General features: G+C 61.5%; 10 protein-coding genes. 3 read left to right on the forward strand and 7 right to left on the reverse strand.

The features are described 5' to 3' along the window. The first annotated feature begins 65 nt into the window (after window positions 1–65). Window positions 66–2603 carry a TonB-dependent receptor domain-containing protein gene (locus tag IC234_RS11755; RefSeq protein WP_190924780.1) on the forward strand — a complete coding sequence of 846 codons (2538 nt, stop codon included), beginning with the start codon at window positions 66–68 and terminating at the stop codon, window positions 2601–2603. Window positions 2604–2735: 132 nt separating this feature from the next. Here IC234_RS11755 and IC234_RS11760 read toward each other — a convergent pair whose 3' ends face one another. Both IC234_RS11760 and IC234_RS11765 read right to left on the reverse strand, forming a co-directional pair. Next, window positions 2736–3488: a shikimate dehydrogenase family protein gene (locus IC234_RS11760; protein ID WP_190924782.1), complete on the reverse strand. Its 753-nt coding sequence runs from the start codon at window positions 3486–3488 to the stop codon at window positions 2736–2738. A gap of 125 nt (window positions 3489–3613) precedes the next feature. Then, entirely contained in the window at window positions 3614–4291 is a 678-nt protein-coding gene (locus IC234_RS11765) for a DedA family protein (RefSeq protein WP_190924783.1), read from the reverse strand. Between the two features lie 442 nt (window positions 4292–4733). Here IC234_RS11765 and IC234_RS11770 point away from each other — a divergent pair, with 442 nt between their 5' ends. Both IC234_RS11770 and IC234_RS11775 read left to right on the forward strand, forming a co-directional pair. Then, a complete protein-coding gene (locus IC234_RS11770) occupies window positions 4734–5657 on the forward strand; it encodes a bestrophin family protein (RefSeq protein WP_190924785.1) in 924 nt (307 codons plus the stop codon). 751 nt (window positions 5658–6408) lie between these two features. Beyond that, window positions 6409–8721, forward strand: coding sequence for a T9SS type A sorting domain-containing protein (locus IC234_RS11775; RefSeq protein WP_190924787.1), 2313 nt, complete (start codon window positions 6409–6411; stop codon window positions 8719–8721). A gap of 107 nt (window positions 8722–8828) precedes the next feature. On the opposite strand, the gene IC234_RS11780 is transcribed toward IC234_RS11775, so the two are convergent. The 5 genes from IC234_RS11780 to IC234_RS11800 form a co-directional block, all read right to left on the reverse strand. After that, window positions 8829–9659 carry a phosphosulfolactate synthase gene (locus IC234_RS11780; protein ID WP_190924789.1) on the reverse strand — a complete coding sequence of 277 codons (831 nt, stop codon included), beginning with the start codon at window positions 9657–9659 and terminating at the stop codon, window positions 8829–8831. Between the two features lie 129 nt (window positions 9660–9788). Continuing rightward, complete coding sequence (locus tag IC234_RS11785) at window positions 9789–11186, reverse strand: tetratricopeptide repeat protein (RefSeq protein ID WP_190924791.1); 1398 nt, start codon at window positions 11184–11186, stop codon at window positions 9789–9791. A 164-nt stretch (window positions 11187–11350) separates the two neighbouring features. Beyond that, complete coding sequence (locus IC234_RS11790) at window positions 11351–12367, reverse strand: NAD-dependent epimerase/dehydratase family protein (RefSeq protein WP_190924793.1); 1017 nt, start codon at window positions 12365–12367, stop codon at window positions 11351–11353. 100 nt (window positions 12368–12467) lie between these two features. Next, entirely contained in the window at window positions 12468–13250 is a 783-nt protein-coding gene (locus IC234_RS11795) for a tyrosine-protein phosphatase (protein WP_223827644.1), read from the reverse strand. Window positions 13251–13264: 14 nt separating this feature from the next. Beyond that, on the reverse strand, window positions 13265–15775 hold the full coding sequence (locus IC234_RS11800; RefSeq protein ID WP_190924796.1) for a polysaccharide biosynthesis tyrosine autokinase: 2511 nt from the start codon (window positions 15773–15775) through the stop codon (window positions 13265–13267). Window positions 15776–15786: the final 11 nt, after the last annotated feature.

The raw sequence follows: 15786 nt of genomic DNA on the forward strand, positions 1-15786 counted from the left end.
TTTTTCGCCCTTGGGGCGCAGCGCTCACCTTTTTTCTGCATCCTTCGCCACACCTTTTTCTGTTGATGAAACATACTCTACTCGGCTGGTCGCTGCTGGCGGCCGCTTGCACTACCCCGGCATTGGCCCAAACGCCCGCGGCCCCTGCCACCACACCAGCTGCTGCCAAGCCCGCCACACCCAAGCCGCTGGTGCTGCCCGAAGCGCCCAAAGGCACGGGCCGTCTCAGCGGCACCGTGCAGGACGCGGCCACCAAAAAGCCCGTCGAATTTGCCACCGTGGCCCTGCTGCCGCCCACCGGCGACACGCCCATCGACGGCACCGTGGCCGACGACAAAGGCCGCTTCAGCCTGCGCGGGCTGGCGCCGGGCGTCTACCGCCTGCAGCTCAGCTTCCTGGGCTACGCGGCCCTTACGCGGGACGTGACCGTGACCAGCGGCACCACCGACCTGGGTTCGCTGGCCCTCACCGCCACGGCCCAGCAGCTGGGCGACGTGACGGTGACCGGCGAAAAAGAAACCGTGGAAGTGAAGCCCGACCGCATTGTGTACAACGCCGACCGCGACCTCACCAACAAGGGCGGCGTGGCCGCCGACGTGCTGCGCAAAGTGCCCCTGCTGAACGTGGACCTCGACGGCAACGTGCAGCTGCGCGGCTCCTCCAACATCCGGGTGCTCATCAACAACAAGCCCAGCAGCATCCTGGCCGGCAACCTGGCCGACGCCCTCAAGCAGCTGCCCGCCGACCAGATTGCCTCCGTGGAGGTCATCACCACGCCCGGCGCCAAGTACGACGGTGAAGGCACGGCCGGCATCGTGAACATCATTCTGAAAAAGAACAACCTGCAGGGCGTGAACGGCAGCGTGAACGCCGCCGCCGGCAACCGCAGCTCCAACGCCGGCGGCAGCCTGAACGTGCGCCGCGGCAAGGTGGGGGTGAACACCAACCTCAGCAGCTACCTCTACTACAGCCCCAGCGCCAGCACCTCGGAGCGCACCAGCTTTGATGGTTCGGCCGGCAACGTCGTCTCGCGGCTGAGCCAGAACGGCAGCGGCGACAACCTCGGCGGCGGCGCCTACGGCCGCATGAGCCTCGACTACGACCCCGCCAAAAACCACAGCCTCACCGTGGGCTTCAGCGGCAGCCTCAACCGCAACCACAGCCAAAGCGACCAAGTCAATGACTTCGTGAACATTGCCGGGCCCTCGCCCAGCCAGCTGTTCACCCGCGCCACGGAGAATACCTTCAACTTCTCCAGCTACGATGTGAACACCACCTACACGCGCACCTTCGAGGGCCAGCCCCGCCGCGAGTGGAGCCTGCTGGCCCAGCACTCGCGCAACCGCAACCTGCAGCCCTACTCCCTGAACCAGTACGAAAACCAGTTCACGGCCACCGGCCTGCCCAACTACCGCGAAAGCAGCGACAACCTCTCGCGCAACCTCGAAACCACGCTCCAGACCGACTACACGCACCCCATCGGCGACAAGCGCAGCGTGGAAGTGGGCGGCAAGGCAATCTTGCGCCGCGTGCTGAGCGACTACCAGATTCAGACCGCCACCGGCACCGACGCGCCCTTCGTCATTGACCAGCAACGCTCCAACGTGTTCGACTACGACCAGAACGTGGCCGCCGTGTACGGCACCTACGGCTTCCCGCTGGGCAAGAAGCTGAACTCCCGCGTGGGCACCCGCCTCGAACGCACCGACATTGTGGGCCGCTTCCAGCAAAACGACATCACCCGCTTCACCAGCGGCTACACCAGCCTGCTGCCCAACGCCAGCATCAGCTACACCCGCAAGCCCGGCAATACCCTGCGACTGGCCTACAGCCGCCGCATCCAGCGCCCCAACATCTACTACCTGAACCCCTACGAAAACCGCGTCGACAAATTCAACATCAGCAAAGGCGACCCCACGCTGGACCCGGAATTTACCGACAGCTACGAGCTGAACTACAGCACTTTCGTGAAAGGCTCGGTGCTGAACTTCTCGCTCTTCACGCGCCAGACCAACAACGCCATCGAATCGGTGCGGTCCCGGTCCGGCGAAACCACCCTGACCACCTACGCCAACGTGGCCCGCAACCACACCTACGGCGCCAGCGTGTTCGGCTCCTTCAAGCCCACCCCCAAGTGGGAGCTGAGCGGCTCCACCTCCTTCAACTACGTGGTGTTGCGCTCGGGCTACCTCAACACCACCAACGAGGGCTTGATGTACAACCTCAACCTCAACTCGACCTACAAATTCACCAAAACGCTGAGCGCCCAGTTCTACGGCGGCATCAGCTCGTCGCGCGTGCAGCTGCAGGGCCGCGCCGCCGCCTGGAACTACTACTCCATGGGCATCAAAAAGACCATTCTGAAGGAAAAGGGCGACCTCACCCTCAACGCCGACAACTTCCTCACCGACCGGCGCGACCTCAACTCCACCGTCAGCACGCCCTTATTTAACCTCGAGCAGCACAACTACATCGCCCTGCGGGGCATCCGCCTGGCCTTCGGCTACCGCTTCGGCAAAATTGAAAACGCCCCGCCCAAGCCGCGCCGCAGCATCCGCAACGACGACCAGAAAGCCGGCGAAACGCAAGGGGGCCAGCAGTAGGACGCCGCGTTGTTACGAACGGGTAATTAACCCGTCTGTCATCCTGAGCAAAGCGAAGGACCTTATCACCGAAGAACAATTCGTTCTAACGTGATAAGGTCCTTCGCTTTGCTCAGGATGACAGATGCTTCCTCATCCCTCCTTAAGCGCAGCGTTCCAGATATCCCAGGCGGCTTCAGCCTGCAGGCACAGCATCTCAAAGCCGTTTTTTACCTGCGCGCCGGCCTCCTTGCCCTTGTGCATGAAGAGGGTTTCGGTGGGGTTGTACACCAGGTCGTGCAGGTAGTGGTGCTCGGTGAGGGCAGAGTAGGGGAGGGGCGGGCATTCGTCGGTGCGCGGGAAGGTGCCCAGCGGCGTGGCGTTGATGATGAGCGGATGCGCCGCCACCAGCTGCGGCGTGAGGTCGTCGTAGGTCAGGCCGTGGGCCATGGGGTCGCGGCTCACCAGCCAGTGGGCAATGCCCAGCTCCTGCAGCGCCACCACCACGGCCTTGGCCGCCCCGCCCGTGCCCAGCACCAGAGCCCGGGCCCCGGGCGCCCCCGGAAAGAACCGCCGCAGCGACTCCCGAAACCCCACGTAGTCGGTGTTGTGGCCGCGCAGGCGGCCACCAGGCAGGCATTCCACCACGTTCACGGCGCCCACGCGGGTGGCCGAGGGCGCCAGCTCGTCCAGGTACAGCATCACCGATTCCTTGTAGGGCACGGTCACGTTCAGGCCCACCAGGCCGGGGTGGGCGGCCAGCAAGGCGGGCAATTCGTTGATGGTGGCCAGCTCAAACAGGTCGTACTGGTGGTCGGGCAAGCCCAGCGAGTAAAACTTCTGGGTGAAGTACGTCTGCGAAAAGGAATGACTGAGGGTGCGGCCGATTAGCCCGAACTGGCGCATGCGAAGGGGAGAGGGAAAGAGCGGAAGGTTGCCAAAAGAACAATAAAAAACGCCCCCAACCGTCCGGTCGGGGGCGTTTTCGCCAAATATTACTACTTTATCCCCGACAACCGCCGGGCCGCTGCCTAGCGCAGGTCGGCGCTGGGCTGGGAGCCAAACTTGCTTTTCAGGAACGACCATAGCGGCGGCAGCACCGAAATCAGAATGATGGCATAAATGACCAGGGTGAAGTTGTTTTTCACCAGCGGAATGTTGCCGAACAGGTAGCCCGCTAGCGTGAGCGACACCACCCACAGCGCCGCCCCCGCAATGCTGAAGGACGCAAAGTAGCGGTACGTCATGGTGCCCACGCCCGCCACAAACGGCGCAAACGTGCGCACAATGGGCACGAAGCGCGCCATGATGATGGTTTTGCCGCCGTGCTTGGCGTAAAACGCCTGGGTCTGGTCAAGGTACTTTCGGTTGAGAAATTTGTAATTTTCCCGAAACACCCGCGGCCCTAAATAGTCGCCCACCAGGTAGTTCAGGTTGTCGCCAATAAAGGCGGCCGCGATGAGCAGCGGAATCAGCAGCCAGATGTTGAGCAGGGGGTGGCCCGTGTCGGGGTTGGGCTGAGCCGCCAGCGTGCCGGCCACAAACAGCAGCGAGTCGCCGGGCAGGAAGGGCATCACAATCACCCCGGTTTCGGTGAAAATGATGATGAACAGGATGAGGTACGTCAGGTTGCCGTACTCGTGCACCACGTTCACCAGCGTTTTGTCGAGGTGGAGCAGAAGGTCGAAAAAGTGCTTGATGATTTCCATGCCGGGCGTAAGTAAGCCACAAAGAAAACCGCCCGGCCCCGAAGTGCCGGCACGGGGCCTCGTGAGGCGCCAGTGCAAACGTGAGCAGACGATGAGTCAGCACCGCGCGCAGCTAGGTCGAAATCAAATATTTCTCGCTGTAATCCAGCAACATGAAGGCGATGTCATTGTACTCCTGCCAGACAAAGTTGACCGGCTTGTCCGTTGGGTTGTAATTTTGTCATTATTTTTTTCAGTACCTGCTTCATCCCATCAAATCCCATTTCTGGCACCAGTAACGCCATAAATCGCAGCCAGGAATGCCGTTGCGCCCGCAATGCAGCCGGCTTTGAGCCAAAAAATGGCACGGCGTATGATGGGCGGCGCCCCGGGGGCCACTACTTGGCCCAACCCCGGTGAAACCTTTGCCGTTGCAGGACTTAGAAAATTTTTTACCCGTCCGATGATTGTGTACCAAGGAGGCGATTGGTGGCGGGCCCTGTGGCACTTCCACACCTCTGCCGTTATTCGCCTGTTGCTGAAGCGCGTGGCACTGGTGGGCCTCTACGGCTCGGCCATTGCCGTCGTGAGCCTCGATTTTCATACCCTCAACGTCCGCATTGGGCGCGAGTACCTATCCATTCTGGGCATTCTGCTGAGCTTGCTGCTGGTGTTCCGCACCAACACGGCCTACGACCGGTACTACGAAGGCCGCAAGGTGTGGGGCATTCTCGTGTCGCAGTGCCGGGGGCTGGCCATGGAAATGAACGCCCTGCTGCCCCGCGAGGCCAAATCGAGCCGCCGCTATTTCGCCGCTCTCATCTCCAACTTCCCCATTGCCGTAGAAGGCTCGCTGCGCAACCGCATGCGCTTCGACAAGATGGAGGCCACGCCTGACATCATCGAGCGCCTGCAGAAAGCCGAAAACGTGCCCTCCACCATCATCGCCGTGCTCATGGAGAGCGTGGAGCAGCTGCGGCAGGTGCAGATTTTCGACCCCATTCACCTCGTCAACATCAAGCAGCACTACCTGAGCATGATGAGCGTGAACGGCACCTGCGAGCGCATCAAGGCCACGCCCATTCCGTACTCGTACAGCTTCTTCATCAAATGCTACATCACCATTTTCATCATGATAATGCCGCTGGTGCTGGTCGATTCCTGCGACTGGTGGATGGTGCCCATTACCATGATTGGGGCTTACGCCATGCTGGGCCTCGAAATGATTGGCAACGAGATTGAGAATCCCTTCGGGTACGATAGCAACGACCTGCCCATCACCCAACTGTCGAACAAGATTCGCGTCAGCGTGCACGACCTCCTCGGGGTGGAACTGCCGGCCGAGAAAAAGGCGCTGGCCACGGTGCCCTACAGCGTGGTGCACTAGTTCAGGGCCGGGCCGCAAGTGGTGCGCCGGGCCTTCTGAGAAATATTTCCTAAACATAGGAAAGGGCTAATTTTAACCTTTCCGACAATATTTTTAATTTTTTCAAAACCCATGTACCTTTTTTTGACCCCTCCGTATATGCGCCTCATTACGATACGCTAGTTGTGCGTTTCATTCCCTTTAACATCCAATCCCCATCCCAATGCAAACTTTGACCTTTACTCAGAAGCTGTTACGACAGCGTCGGTTCCTAAGCTTCCTGCTACCCTTATTTGCGATTTTTGTCGGTGCTGGCGCCTCCCAGGTAGCGCAGGCAGCTGTTGTGGTAACCGGCCAAACGGTTGTGGTAAACCAGGGTGCCTCTGACAATACGTACACGAAGTCGGCTTTTGATAACTCTACGCTGGTGGACCAGCAGCCTAGCTCTTCGGCTACTGCTTCGTTCGACATCAATACCGGCCAGTTGATTCTGAAAGGTGGTAGCCTTCAAACAGTCGAAAGCGGCGCTAGCGTTGTGAATGGTGCTCTGATTGAGTACTCTGTTTACGACCCCTCGGGCGCCATTGTAACTTCTGGTACTGTACCGCTTGCCCAAACTGGTGTTAGCGGCAGCACGCGTACTTTCTCAAACACTAGCGCCTCGATTAGCCTGATTCCTGCTATCGTTGGCGGCGGTGGCGTTGCTGGCACAGGTTACGTTCTTTCCATTATCTATCGGGCTAACTACCGCAACGCACCCTCTAATATTGGTTTGATTGCCCGCGATGACAATACGGCCGGCAACGGCGGCGCTGGTTACTTGGCTTCTTTCGACATCGACGGTACGCCCACGCCGGCCCCGACGCTGAACCCGAACACCATTCAGATTGCGCCCGACGGCGGCAACGCTACGTCTTACTTCTTCCCGAACACGGGCAGCAACCCCCAGTTCCCCGGCGCCACCTTCACTTCGTCGACCAACGCCGGCGGCGTGTCGGGTGCTTTCGACGTGAACACCGGCCAACTGCGCCTCACCAACACCACGGTAAGCACGACCGAAGCCGGTCCTAACACGGTTTCGACGGTGGTGCTCTATTACCGCACCCGTCTGGCGGGCACCAGCGGCGGCGCTTTCCAGCCCATCACCCTCACGCAGTCGGGACCGGCCGCGGGCGGCACGCGCATTTTCGTGATTGACCCGGCTTCGACCAACAACACTAACGCACAGCCCAACCTGATTGCCACGCCCGCGGTGACGTCGGCCGGCACTTACACCGTCGACATCTACTACCAGGCCAACGGCGTCAACAACTCGACCGGTGTGCCGTTCAGCATTCTCTACCCGCCCACGGGTGTGTTCTCGGCCAACTTCACGGTGGGCGGTACGCCCATTGCTACCACCATCTGGACCGGTGCCGTGAACGACAACTGGTTCGACCCGGGCAACTGGAGCAACGGCGTGCCTTCGGCTACCACCAACGCTCTGATTCGTGACTTGGGCGCCGGCAACAGCGTGCCTTACCCCAACATCTACTCGGACTACCGCAACACCACGGCCGGTGGCACCCTGCTCTACGATAACACCGGCTCGGGCCCCGCTCGTGCCCGCAACCTCACGTTTGGTGGCACGTCGCAGGCTTCGCGCTCGATTGGTCGTCTCGTAGTAGGCCAGCTGCAGGTGTTTGGCGACTTCAATAACCAGTACGACAGCTTCATTCAGCGCGAAAATACCATCATGGAATTTGCTGGTGGCAACCAGTTCATTTCGAGCGGCTCGTTTGTGCGCGTCGACATCTCGGGCGGCGGCACCAAAACCCTCGGCGGTGTGATGAGCATTTCGGAAGCCCTCAACTTCCTGACGCCTTCGGTTGGCGCTGTGAACCCCTATACCATCCCGAACCCCTACACGACCCTCAACGCCAACGCTGGCTTGCTGGTGACCAACATCCTGACCCCCACGGTATCGGTGGTAGTGCTGGCCGACCGCGCGCTGGTGAACGGCAACAACGGCGCCCAGATTAACGGCGAAACGGATGCCTCGTACCTGCGCGGCTTTGCTCGCACCACCCGCCTGGGTGTGTTGCCCGGCGAGGTTCGCACGTATGGCAACATGGGCCTGACCATCACCTTCACCAATGCCAACTCGCCCGGCAACGTGGACGTGACCCGCAACACGGCCGAAGCGTACTCGCCCATCAACAACCGCTATGGCATCCGCCGCATCTTCGGCGTGCGCCCCTCCGACCCCGCCACCAACACCGGCGGCTTGCGCGCCACCCTGGTGTTCCGCTACCTCGACAGCGAAACCCAGAGCCTGAACGGCCCGAACACCTACACGCCCGGCACCAGCAGCATTCCGGAAGACGACTTGGTAATGTTCTTGTCGAGCAACTCGGGTAATACCTTTACCCCCCTGGGCCGCGACGCCATCAACACGACCACTAATGAAGTGACGAAAACGGGCATCACCCAGTTTGCCACCTTCACCCTCGGCGACCGCAACAACCCGCTGCCCGTGACGCTGACCAGCCTCGAAGCCAAACGCATCGGCAACGACGCTCAAGTGGCTTGGGAAACCGCCAACGAAACCAACAACAAGGGCTTCGAAGTGCAGGTGAGCACCAACGGCTCGGACTTCCGCACCCTGGGCTTCGTGGCCGCTTCGTCCACCAACAGCTCGTCTGCTAAGTCGTACACCTTCCTCGACGTGGAGAAGAACAAGACCGGCGACCGGTACTACCGCCTGCGTCAGATTGACGTGGATGGCAAGGACTACTTCTTCGGCCCCCGCGTGGTGAACTTCAGCGGCAAGGCCACCGAAGGCGCTTCGCTGCTCGCTTACCCGAACCCCTTCAACAGCGCCGACCAGGTGCACCTGACCCTGCAGTCGGCTTCGGCTGGCAAAGGCTCGGTGACCGTGACCGACATGACCGGCCGCACCGTGCGCCAGCAGACGCTGGACCTCGGCAAAGGCAACAACGACGTGACGGTTGAGCAACTCGGCGACCTGAAGGCCGGCGTGTACATGGTGCGCCTCACCCAGCCCAACGGCCAGGTGCAAAGCCTGAAAGTGGTGAAGCAGTAACCGCGCCTCACCCACCAGCAAAAAGGCCGGCTCCCGCAAGGGGGCCGGCCTTTTTTTGTGCTCTGTGGCTTTGGATGTCGGGCTTACTCGCCCGCACCCGTCGTGCGTTAGCCGCGGGGCATGGAGGTGCCGGGCTTGGTGCTTTTGGCTGCCGGGCGGAACATGGGGTCCACGGCGTCCATGTCGAGGAAGTGCGTAAAGGTGTCGCCGCGCAGGCCCAGGCGAATGGTTTCGAGGCTCACCACTTCGTTGGGGGCAATGTTGCCGAGGTTCACGTTGGCCCCCAGCAGCTTGATGAACCACACCTGCTGGGCTTTCTGCGGGGCTTCCCACAGGATTTTCTCCGACGGAATCTTGGTCAGAATCTCCTCAACCAAGCCCGAGCGCACCTCGCCGGTGCTCCGGAACAGGCCCACATTGCCGCCCTCGCGGGCCTCGCCGATTACCTTGATGGCGCCGGCTTCGAGCTCGGTTTCCATCTGCGAAATCCACTTGTAGGGCGGGATGATTTTCTCGGCGTCCTTCGAGCCCACTTCGCTCAGCACGCGCACGCTCTTGCTCAGCTCGCGGATGTACTCGCATTTGCGGCCGTGGTCGAGGTCGATGCTGCCGTCCGATACCTCGGCGTACTCCATGCCGAAATTATCGAGCAGACGGCGGTAGTCGTCGAACTGGTTGCGGATGATGAAAGCCTCGAACAGCGTGCCGCCGAAGTACACCGGAATGCCCGCCGCGCGGTAGATTTCGAGCTTGCGCTTGAGGTTGGGCACCACGTAGGAGGTGGCCCAGCCCAGCTTCACCACGTCGGTGTAGGAGCCGCCCACTTCCAGGAAGTCTTCCACTTCGCGCAGGCTCATGCCCTTGTCCATCACCATGGTGTAGCCCTGCTCGCGGGGCTTGGCCGTGCGCTCGGGCAGTTGAGAGAGGTCGTAATTCATCGGTTTTCTAGGTATAAAGGCAATGAGGTAAGAGGTTACATCGACCAGAAAAGGGTGGGGCCGACAACAAAAAACCGCCCGTTCGCGAGAACGGGCGGTTGCAAAAGTAGCGTCTAAGTCAGGGAATTGTTATTTCCGGAACTGCTCGATGAGTTTCTTCAGGCCCGGCTGCTCGCGCAACTCGGGAAAGTAGTCGAACAGCAGCACGTGCTGCTCGTAGTTGAGCGTGAGGGCCGTTTCCAGGGTGGTGTAGGCCTCGCGCATGCGGCCATCGGCCAGCAGGTAGGCGCACAGCATGTAATGGAAATGGGCCTCCATGGGGTGCAGGTTCACGGCGTGGCGCACCAGGTCCACGGCTTCGGAGTAGTGCCCCTGCTCGTAGAGAATGGCGCTCCAGCTCACCCAACCCTGCACGTCGTCGGGGGCCACCTCGGTGGCTTTCTCGTACGATTCGAGCGCGCTCACCACGTTGCCCACGTGGTTTTCGGCCGCGCCCAGCGCCGACCAGTACTCGCCGCTCTCGGCGTACAGCTCGGTGGCCTTGCGGAAGTAGTGGATGGCCTCAAACCAGCGCCCTTGCTCCTGCAGCAGCACGCCCTGGCCAAACCACGCCTCGTCCATCTGGGGGTTTATTTCCAGGGCCTGGCGGTAGTATTTGCGGGCGGGTTCCCAGTCGCGCAGCTTCTCGTAGCACTCGCCGATGTTGCACAGGGCCTCATCCGTGGGCTGGCCGGGCGGGTAGGCCAGCTCAAACTCCGGAATGGCCTTGCGGTACTCCTGCTGGCACACAAAGGTGTCGGCCAGCCAGTGGTGGGCGTCGTGAAAGTCCGGGCTGATGGTCACGGCGTAGTCAAAGGCTTCGGCCGCTTTGGCAAAATCCTCGCGGCGGTACCAGTACTGGCCCAGGTTGTACCAGGCCGTAGCCGAGTACGGGTCGTCGTCGGTGAAGCGCTTGAAAAACTCCTCGTGCTCTTCCAGCCGGCCCGTAATGTCGAGGCAGTGCAACAGCTCCTGCACGCCGGTTTCGTTGTCGGGATTGAGGCGCAGGCTCTGCTTGTAGTGCTTGGCCGCGCTCTTGAATTTCTGCCAGCTCTGAAAAGCCAAGCCGAGGTTGAAGTGAATGTCTTCGCGCTCGGGTTCCTGCTCCAGGCCGGCCCGGAAAAACTCCACCGCCTCGGCAAACTCGCCGCGCTGGGTGCTGATGATGCCGCGCGTCACGGCCACGTCGGCGTTGGTGGGGTCCAGGGCCGCTACTTCGTCAATCTGGCGCTCGGCTTCGGAATAGTCGCCGCGCATGGCCGTCACCTGGGCGCGGTCAATCAGCAGCTCGGTGGAAAAGGGGTATTGGCCCAACGCGGCCTCGCAGGCCTGCAGGGCATTGTCGAACGCGGCGTTGGTAACGTAGTGGTCGATGATGTTTTCGAAATCTTCCAGGTCGAAGAAAACGGGCTCCTGCTGCGCCACCATCTGCTCGAAACGACGAACGGTGTCCAGCACAGCCCGGTGGTTTTCAAAATGTTCGTTCATGCGCATAAAATCGCAGTTAAGTGGATTAATCGGGGTTTTAGGAAGGCGCGGGGTCGACGGGAAAATAAAGGAAATAAACCGTCGGCCAGCGCCTCTTCACTCCACTTGTCAGTACTATGTCAATGATAACAAATATTGGGCAAAACCGTGCAATCCGGCTCTTGCTAAGATACGATAACCGCCGGGGCAGTGGTCGTGTTCGCGGCCAGTTCAGCCGCGCACCAATCCAGCGTATCGGCTAACGGGCGGAATACTAAGCCAGTAGCGCTTTGTACTTTGGCGTGCGCGTACACCACCGGCCGGCGGCCCGCTCGGGCCGTGTCCTTCGTGATGAGCGGCCGGGCACCCGTGAGCACGGCCCGGGCGTGCTCCAGGCGCCAAATGACTTCGGCGGCCCAGTCGGGCACGGCCACCGTGGGCGGGCGCCGCTGCAACGCCGCCGCCGCCTGCCGGAAAAACTCGCCCAGCGGCACCGCCTCCGCGCTGAGGATGTACCGCTCGCCGCTCAGCTCGGGCCGGTCCAGCGCCAGGGCCAGCAGCTGCGCCACCACGTCGCGCACGTCCACGAAGTTGACCAGCCCGCGGGTATAAAAGCGGTGCTGCTGGTGCGCGTAGCGCAGCAGGCGCGTGCTGCTGCGGTTCCAGTCGCCGGGCCCCAGCACCACCGAAGGGTTCACGATGACGGCCGACAAGCCCTCGGCCACGCCGCGCCACACTTCCAGCTCGCCCAGGTACTTCGAGGTGGCGTAGGCCGGGTGCGCGGCGCCCAGGTCCCAGGTGGCGGCCTCGGTCACGGTGAGGGTTCCGGTGGCCTCTGCTGCGCCCGCCGGCGTGCCCAGCGCGGCCACCGACGACACGTGCGCCAGCCGAATGCCCGGCCGTTCCAGGCAGGCGTCCACGATGGCGGCGGTGCCGTCCACGTTCACGCGCAGCAGCGCGTCCTCATCCTGCGGCGCGTAGGAAACCAGCCCGGCGCAATGAAATACGTGCGTGACCTCGGGTGTGAGGGCTGCGCGCAGCAGGTCGGTATCCAGCAGGTCGCCGGCCAGCCATTCCACGCCCGGAGCGGCGTTGGTTGGCGCGGCCCCGCGGTGCAGGGCGCGCACCGCCAGCCCGCGCGCCCGCAGCGCCCGCAACAGAAAGGAACCAATGAGGCCGGTGCCGCCGGTAACGAAAACCATATTTTTAGTGGTGAGTGGTTAACGGTTAGTGATGAGAGAATAGTTGGTGGCAGTCAACGTTAATTGCATTAACCACTAACCGTTAACCACTCACCACTACCTAAAGCGTACTGTTCAGCAGGGGCAGGCGCAGCAGCTTTTGCAGATACGGCTGCGGCACGGTGCGGCGCAGCAGAGTATCGGTGTGGCGCAGGTGGTGGGCGTCGGTGCCCACGAAATCGACCAGGCCGCCGTCAATCAGCTCCTCGGCCACCCGTTTGGCCCCGGGCGAATAGTAGCCGGCCAGCGAGTTGAGGTTCACCTGCAGCAGCACATCGTAGTCGCGGCGCAGCTTCTCTATTTCGGCCAGCCGCCCATACAGGTACGTGTACCGCTCCGGGTGGGCCAGCACCGGCCGGTAGCCCTGCGATTTCATCTCAAAAATGATGTCGAACAGGTTGAGCGGCTCGTTCATGTACGACGTCTCAAACAGCAGGTACCGCTTCTCGCCGCCGAAGGTGAGCATCTCGGTGCCGTCGGCCAACTTCCGGCCCAAGAACTCGTCCAGGTAATACTCGGCCGCGCAGTCCAGCTCCACGTCGCCCAGGCCGGCACTGGCGGCGGCTTCGCGCAACAGCTGCAGCGCCGCCCGAATGCCTTCCGGCGTGTTCTTGTAGAAGTCGCCCATGATGTGGGGCGTCATCACCAGCTTGCGGTAGCCGAGGGCGCGCAGGGCCCGCAGCAGGTCCAGCGAGTGCTCCACCGTTTCGGCCCCGTCGTCGAGGCCGGGCAACAGGTGCGAGTGCATGTCGGCCCCCAGCGCCGCCAGGGCCGCCACGGGCAGAGCCGCCGGGGCGGCCTCAGCCGCTGCCCCGCCAAAAAGCCTTTGCCAGAGCGAAGCCATCGGTTCAGAATGCGTTAAGACAAGAACTTCTTCAGCTTCTGGCCGAAGGTAAGCGGCTTGGTCACGGGCTCTTCGTAGTATCCCTGACCGTATGCCCCGTAGCCGTAGCCATATCCGTAGCCGTAGCCATACCCGTAGCCGTAGCCGGCCCCGGCAGGCGCGTCATTCAGGATGGTGCACATGTTCGTGAAGTTGTTGCTCCGCATCAGCCGGTTCATGTTCTTGATGAAGGCTTTGCGCGAGTAGTCAGCCCGCACGATGTAGAGCGGAATGTCGGCCTTGCGCATGATGAGGATGCCGTCGGTCACGAGGCCCACGGGCGGGGTGTCGATGAGGATAACGTCGTAGGTCCGGAACAGCTCCTGAATCATCAGGTCGAACCGGTCGCTCAAAATCAGCTCCGAGGGGTTCGGCGGCGTGGGGCCTGCCGAAATGAACTGCAACGACTCGATGTTGGTAGGCTGAATGCACTCCTGCACGGTGTGCCGCTCGATGAGAATGGTGCTCACGCCGCGCGTGTTTTCGGCGCCAAACGCTAGGTTCACTTTCGGCTTGCGCATGTCCAAATCGAGGATGATGACGCGCTGGCCCGAGAGGGCAATGATGCCGGCCAGGTTCACCGTCACGAAGGTTTTGCCCTCGCCCGAGATGGTCGACGTCACCGAAATCAGCCGCTTCTTCTTGGCCGAGCTGATGAAGTCCAGGTTGGTGCGGATGGAGCGGATGGATTCCGAAATAGCCGACTTGGGGTTCTTGTCCACCACCAAACGCGAAATCTCCATCTTCTCCTTGTCGTAAGTCGGGATGATGCCCAGCACCGACGCCTTGGTGTTGCGTTCCAGCTCGCGCACGTTGGTCACGGTGTTGTGCATGAAGTAGCGCACCGCAATCAGGCCCAGGCCCAGCAGCAGGCCACCCACCAGCCCAATGGCGTAGGCAATGAGCTTGCTCGGGAAAATGGGCGCGGCCGGAGGCGAAGCCGGCGACAGAATCTGGAAGTCGGCAATCTGGCCGGCTTGCTGAATGCCGAACTGAATTTTTGTGTTAAACAGCTCCAGATAGCTCTTGCCATAAAGGTCTACCGGGCGCTTGAGGCGCTCAAGCTCCGTGCCCTGCGTCGGTTTCTGGTCTAGCAGAGCGTTGAGTTTGTCGCTCTGCCGACCCAGCAGCGCCAACTGACGGCGCAGCAGGCTCTGGTCCTGTTGCAGCAGGCGCTTGATTTTGTTGCGCGTGAACGCCACACCGGCTTCGCGCTGCTGCACGGCTTCGGTCTTTTCGGTGCTGGAGCGGCGCAGGCGGCGCAGATCCCATTGCTGGCCGTTCAGGTCGTTCAGCGTCACGGCCAGCTGCGGGTCTTCCAAGCCGGCGATGGCCGGGATGGTTTGCTCCACAGTTTCGTTTTCCGACGTCGTGATGCTTTCGTCGTTTATCAAGCGGCTGATGCTGGCCAGCAGGTTTGCCTTCTCTTCCAATTCCAATCGGTCTTCCTCAAGCTTTTCCAGCTTGGTGGTAAGGGCCGCGGCATCGGCCTGCACGTCGTAGGTTTTGTTGGCCTGCGTAAACGCCTTCAGCCGGTCTTCCGCGGCCTGTAGTTCCTTGCGGTTGTCGTCGAGGGTTTTGTTGAGGAAGTTGGTTTTCAAAGTGGTCGACAGCCGTTTTTGAAAGAGCTTCTCCTTCAAATACACTTGGTCAATGGCATCGACGATGCTGCGGGCCTTGGTGGGGCTGTTGTCCTTGAACGATATCTGGATGGTGTTGGCATCGGGGTTTACGATGTCGACGGCCAGGTTTTTATCCAGATAGGCGTTCACCGCCGACTCATCCTGAATGGTGAAGTGGTAGTCGGCTTCGCGGGCCGCTTCGGTCAGGTCCTTGGTGCCGCTCACCAGCAGCTTGATGCCGGGCAGCGTAATGGGCTGGTCCAGGGCATACACCCCGCCCAGCGACTGGCCCTGGCCCACCACGTCGAGCTTGAATTGGCGCGGCCCGGTGAACTTGAGGTTGAACTTGCGATTGTACAGCGCCACGTCGCTGATGTCGTACTTGACGTGAAAGGGCGAGGTGTTGTACAGCTCGGTTTCGAGCACCGTGCCCTGCACGTAGTAGTTCACGTCCAGCGCCAGCGAGTCTTTCAGGCGGCGGTAGATGATGTTCGACTTGATGAGCTCCACTTCGCCCGCCAGCTTGCTGGTCCGGGCCTTGTCGGCGGCGGCCGGGGCAATCTGGTCGGCAATGCCTACTTCGGCGGCCTGGGCCCGCTCGTCAATTTTTAGCAGCGAAACCGACTGGTACACCGGCTTGGTGTAGCGCAGGTACAGCCACGAGGCCGTGACGCCCAGCACCACCAGCAACAGCAGCCACAGCAGGCTGCGCCGGGCCACCAGCACCAGGGTCGCAATGTCGAGGCCTCCGGCGTCGTCATCGTCAGCCTGCATGCCGGTCGAAGGGGCCGACGGGGGCGCCGCTACTCCGCCCGACGCGTTGCGGATGAGTTCTTCTATTTCGGTATTTTCGTTTATAGCCATTGCACTAGTAT

It is taken from the genome of Hymenobacter armeniacus, from assembly GCF_014699055.1.
Lineage (GTDB): Bacteria > Bacteroidota > Bacteroidia > Cytophagales > Hymenobacteraceae > Hymenobacter > Hymenobacter armeniacus.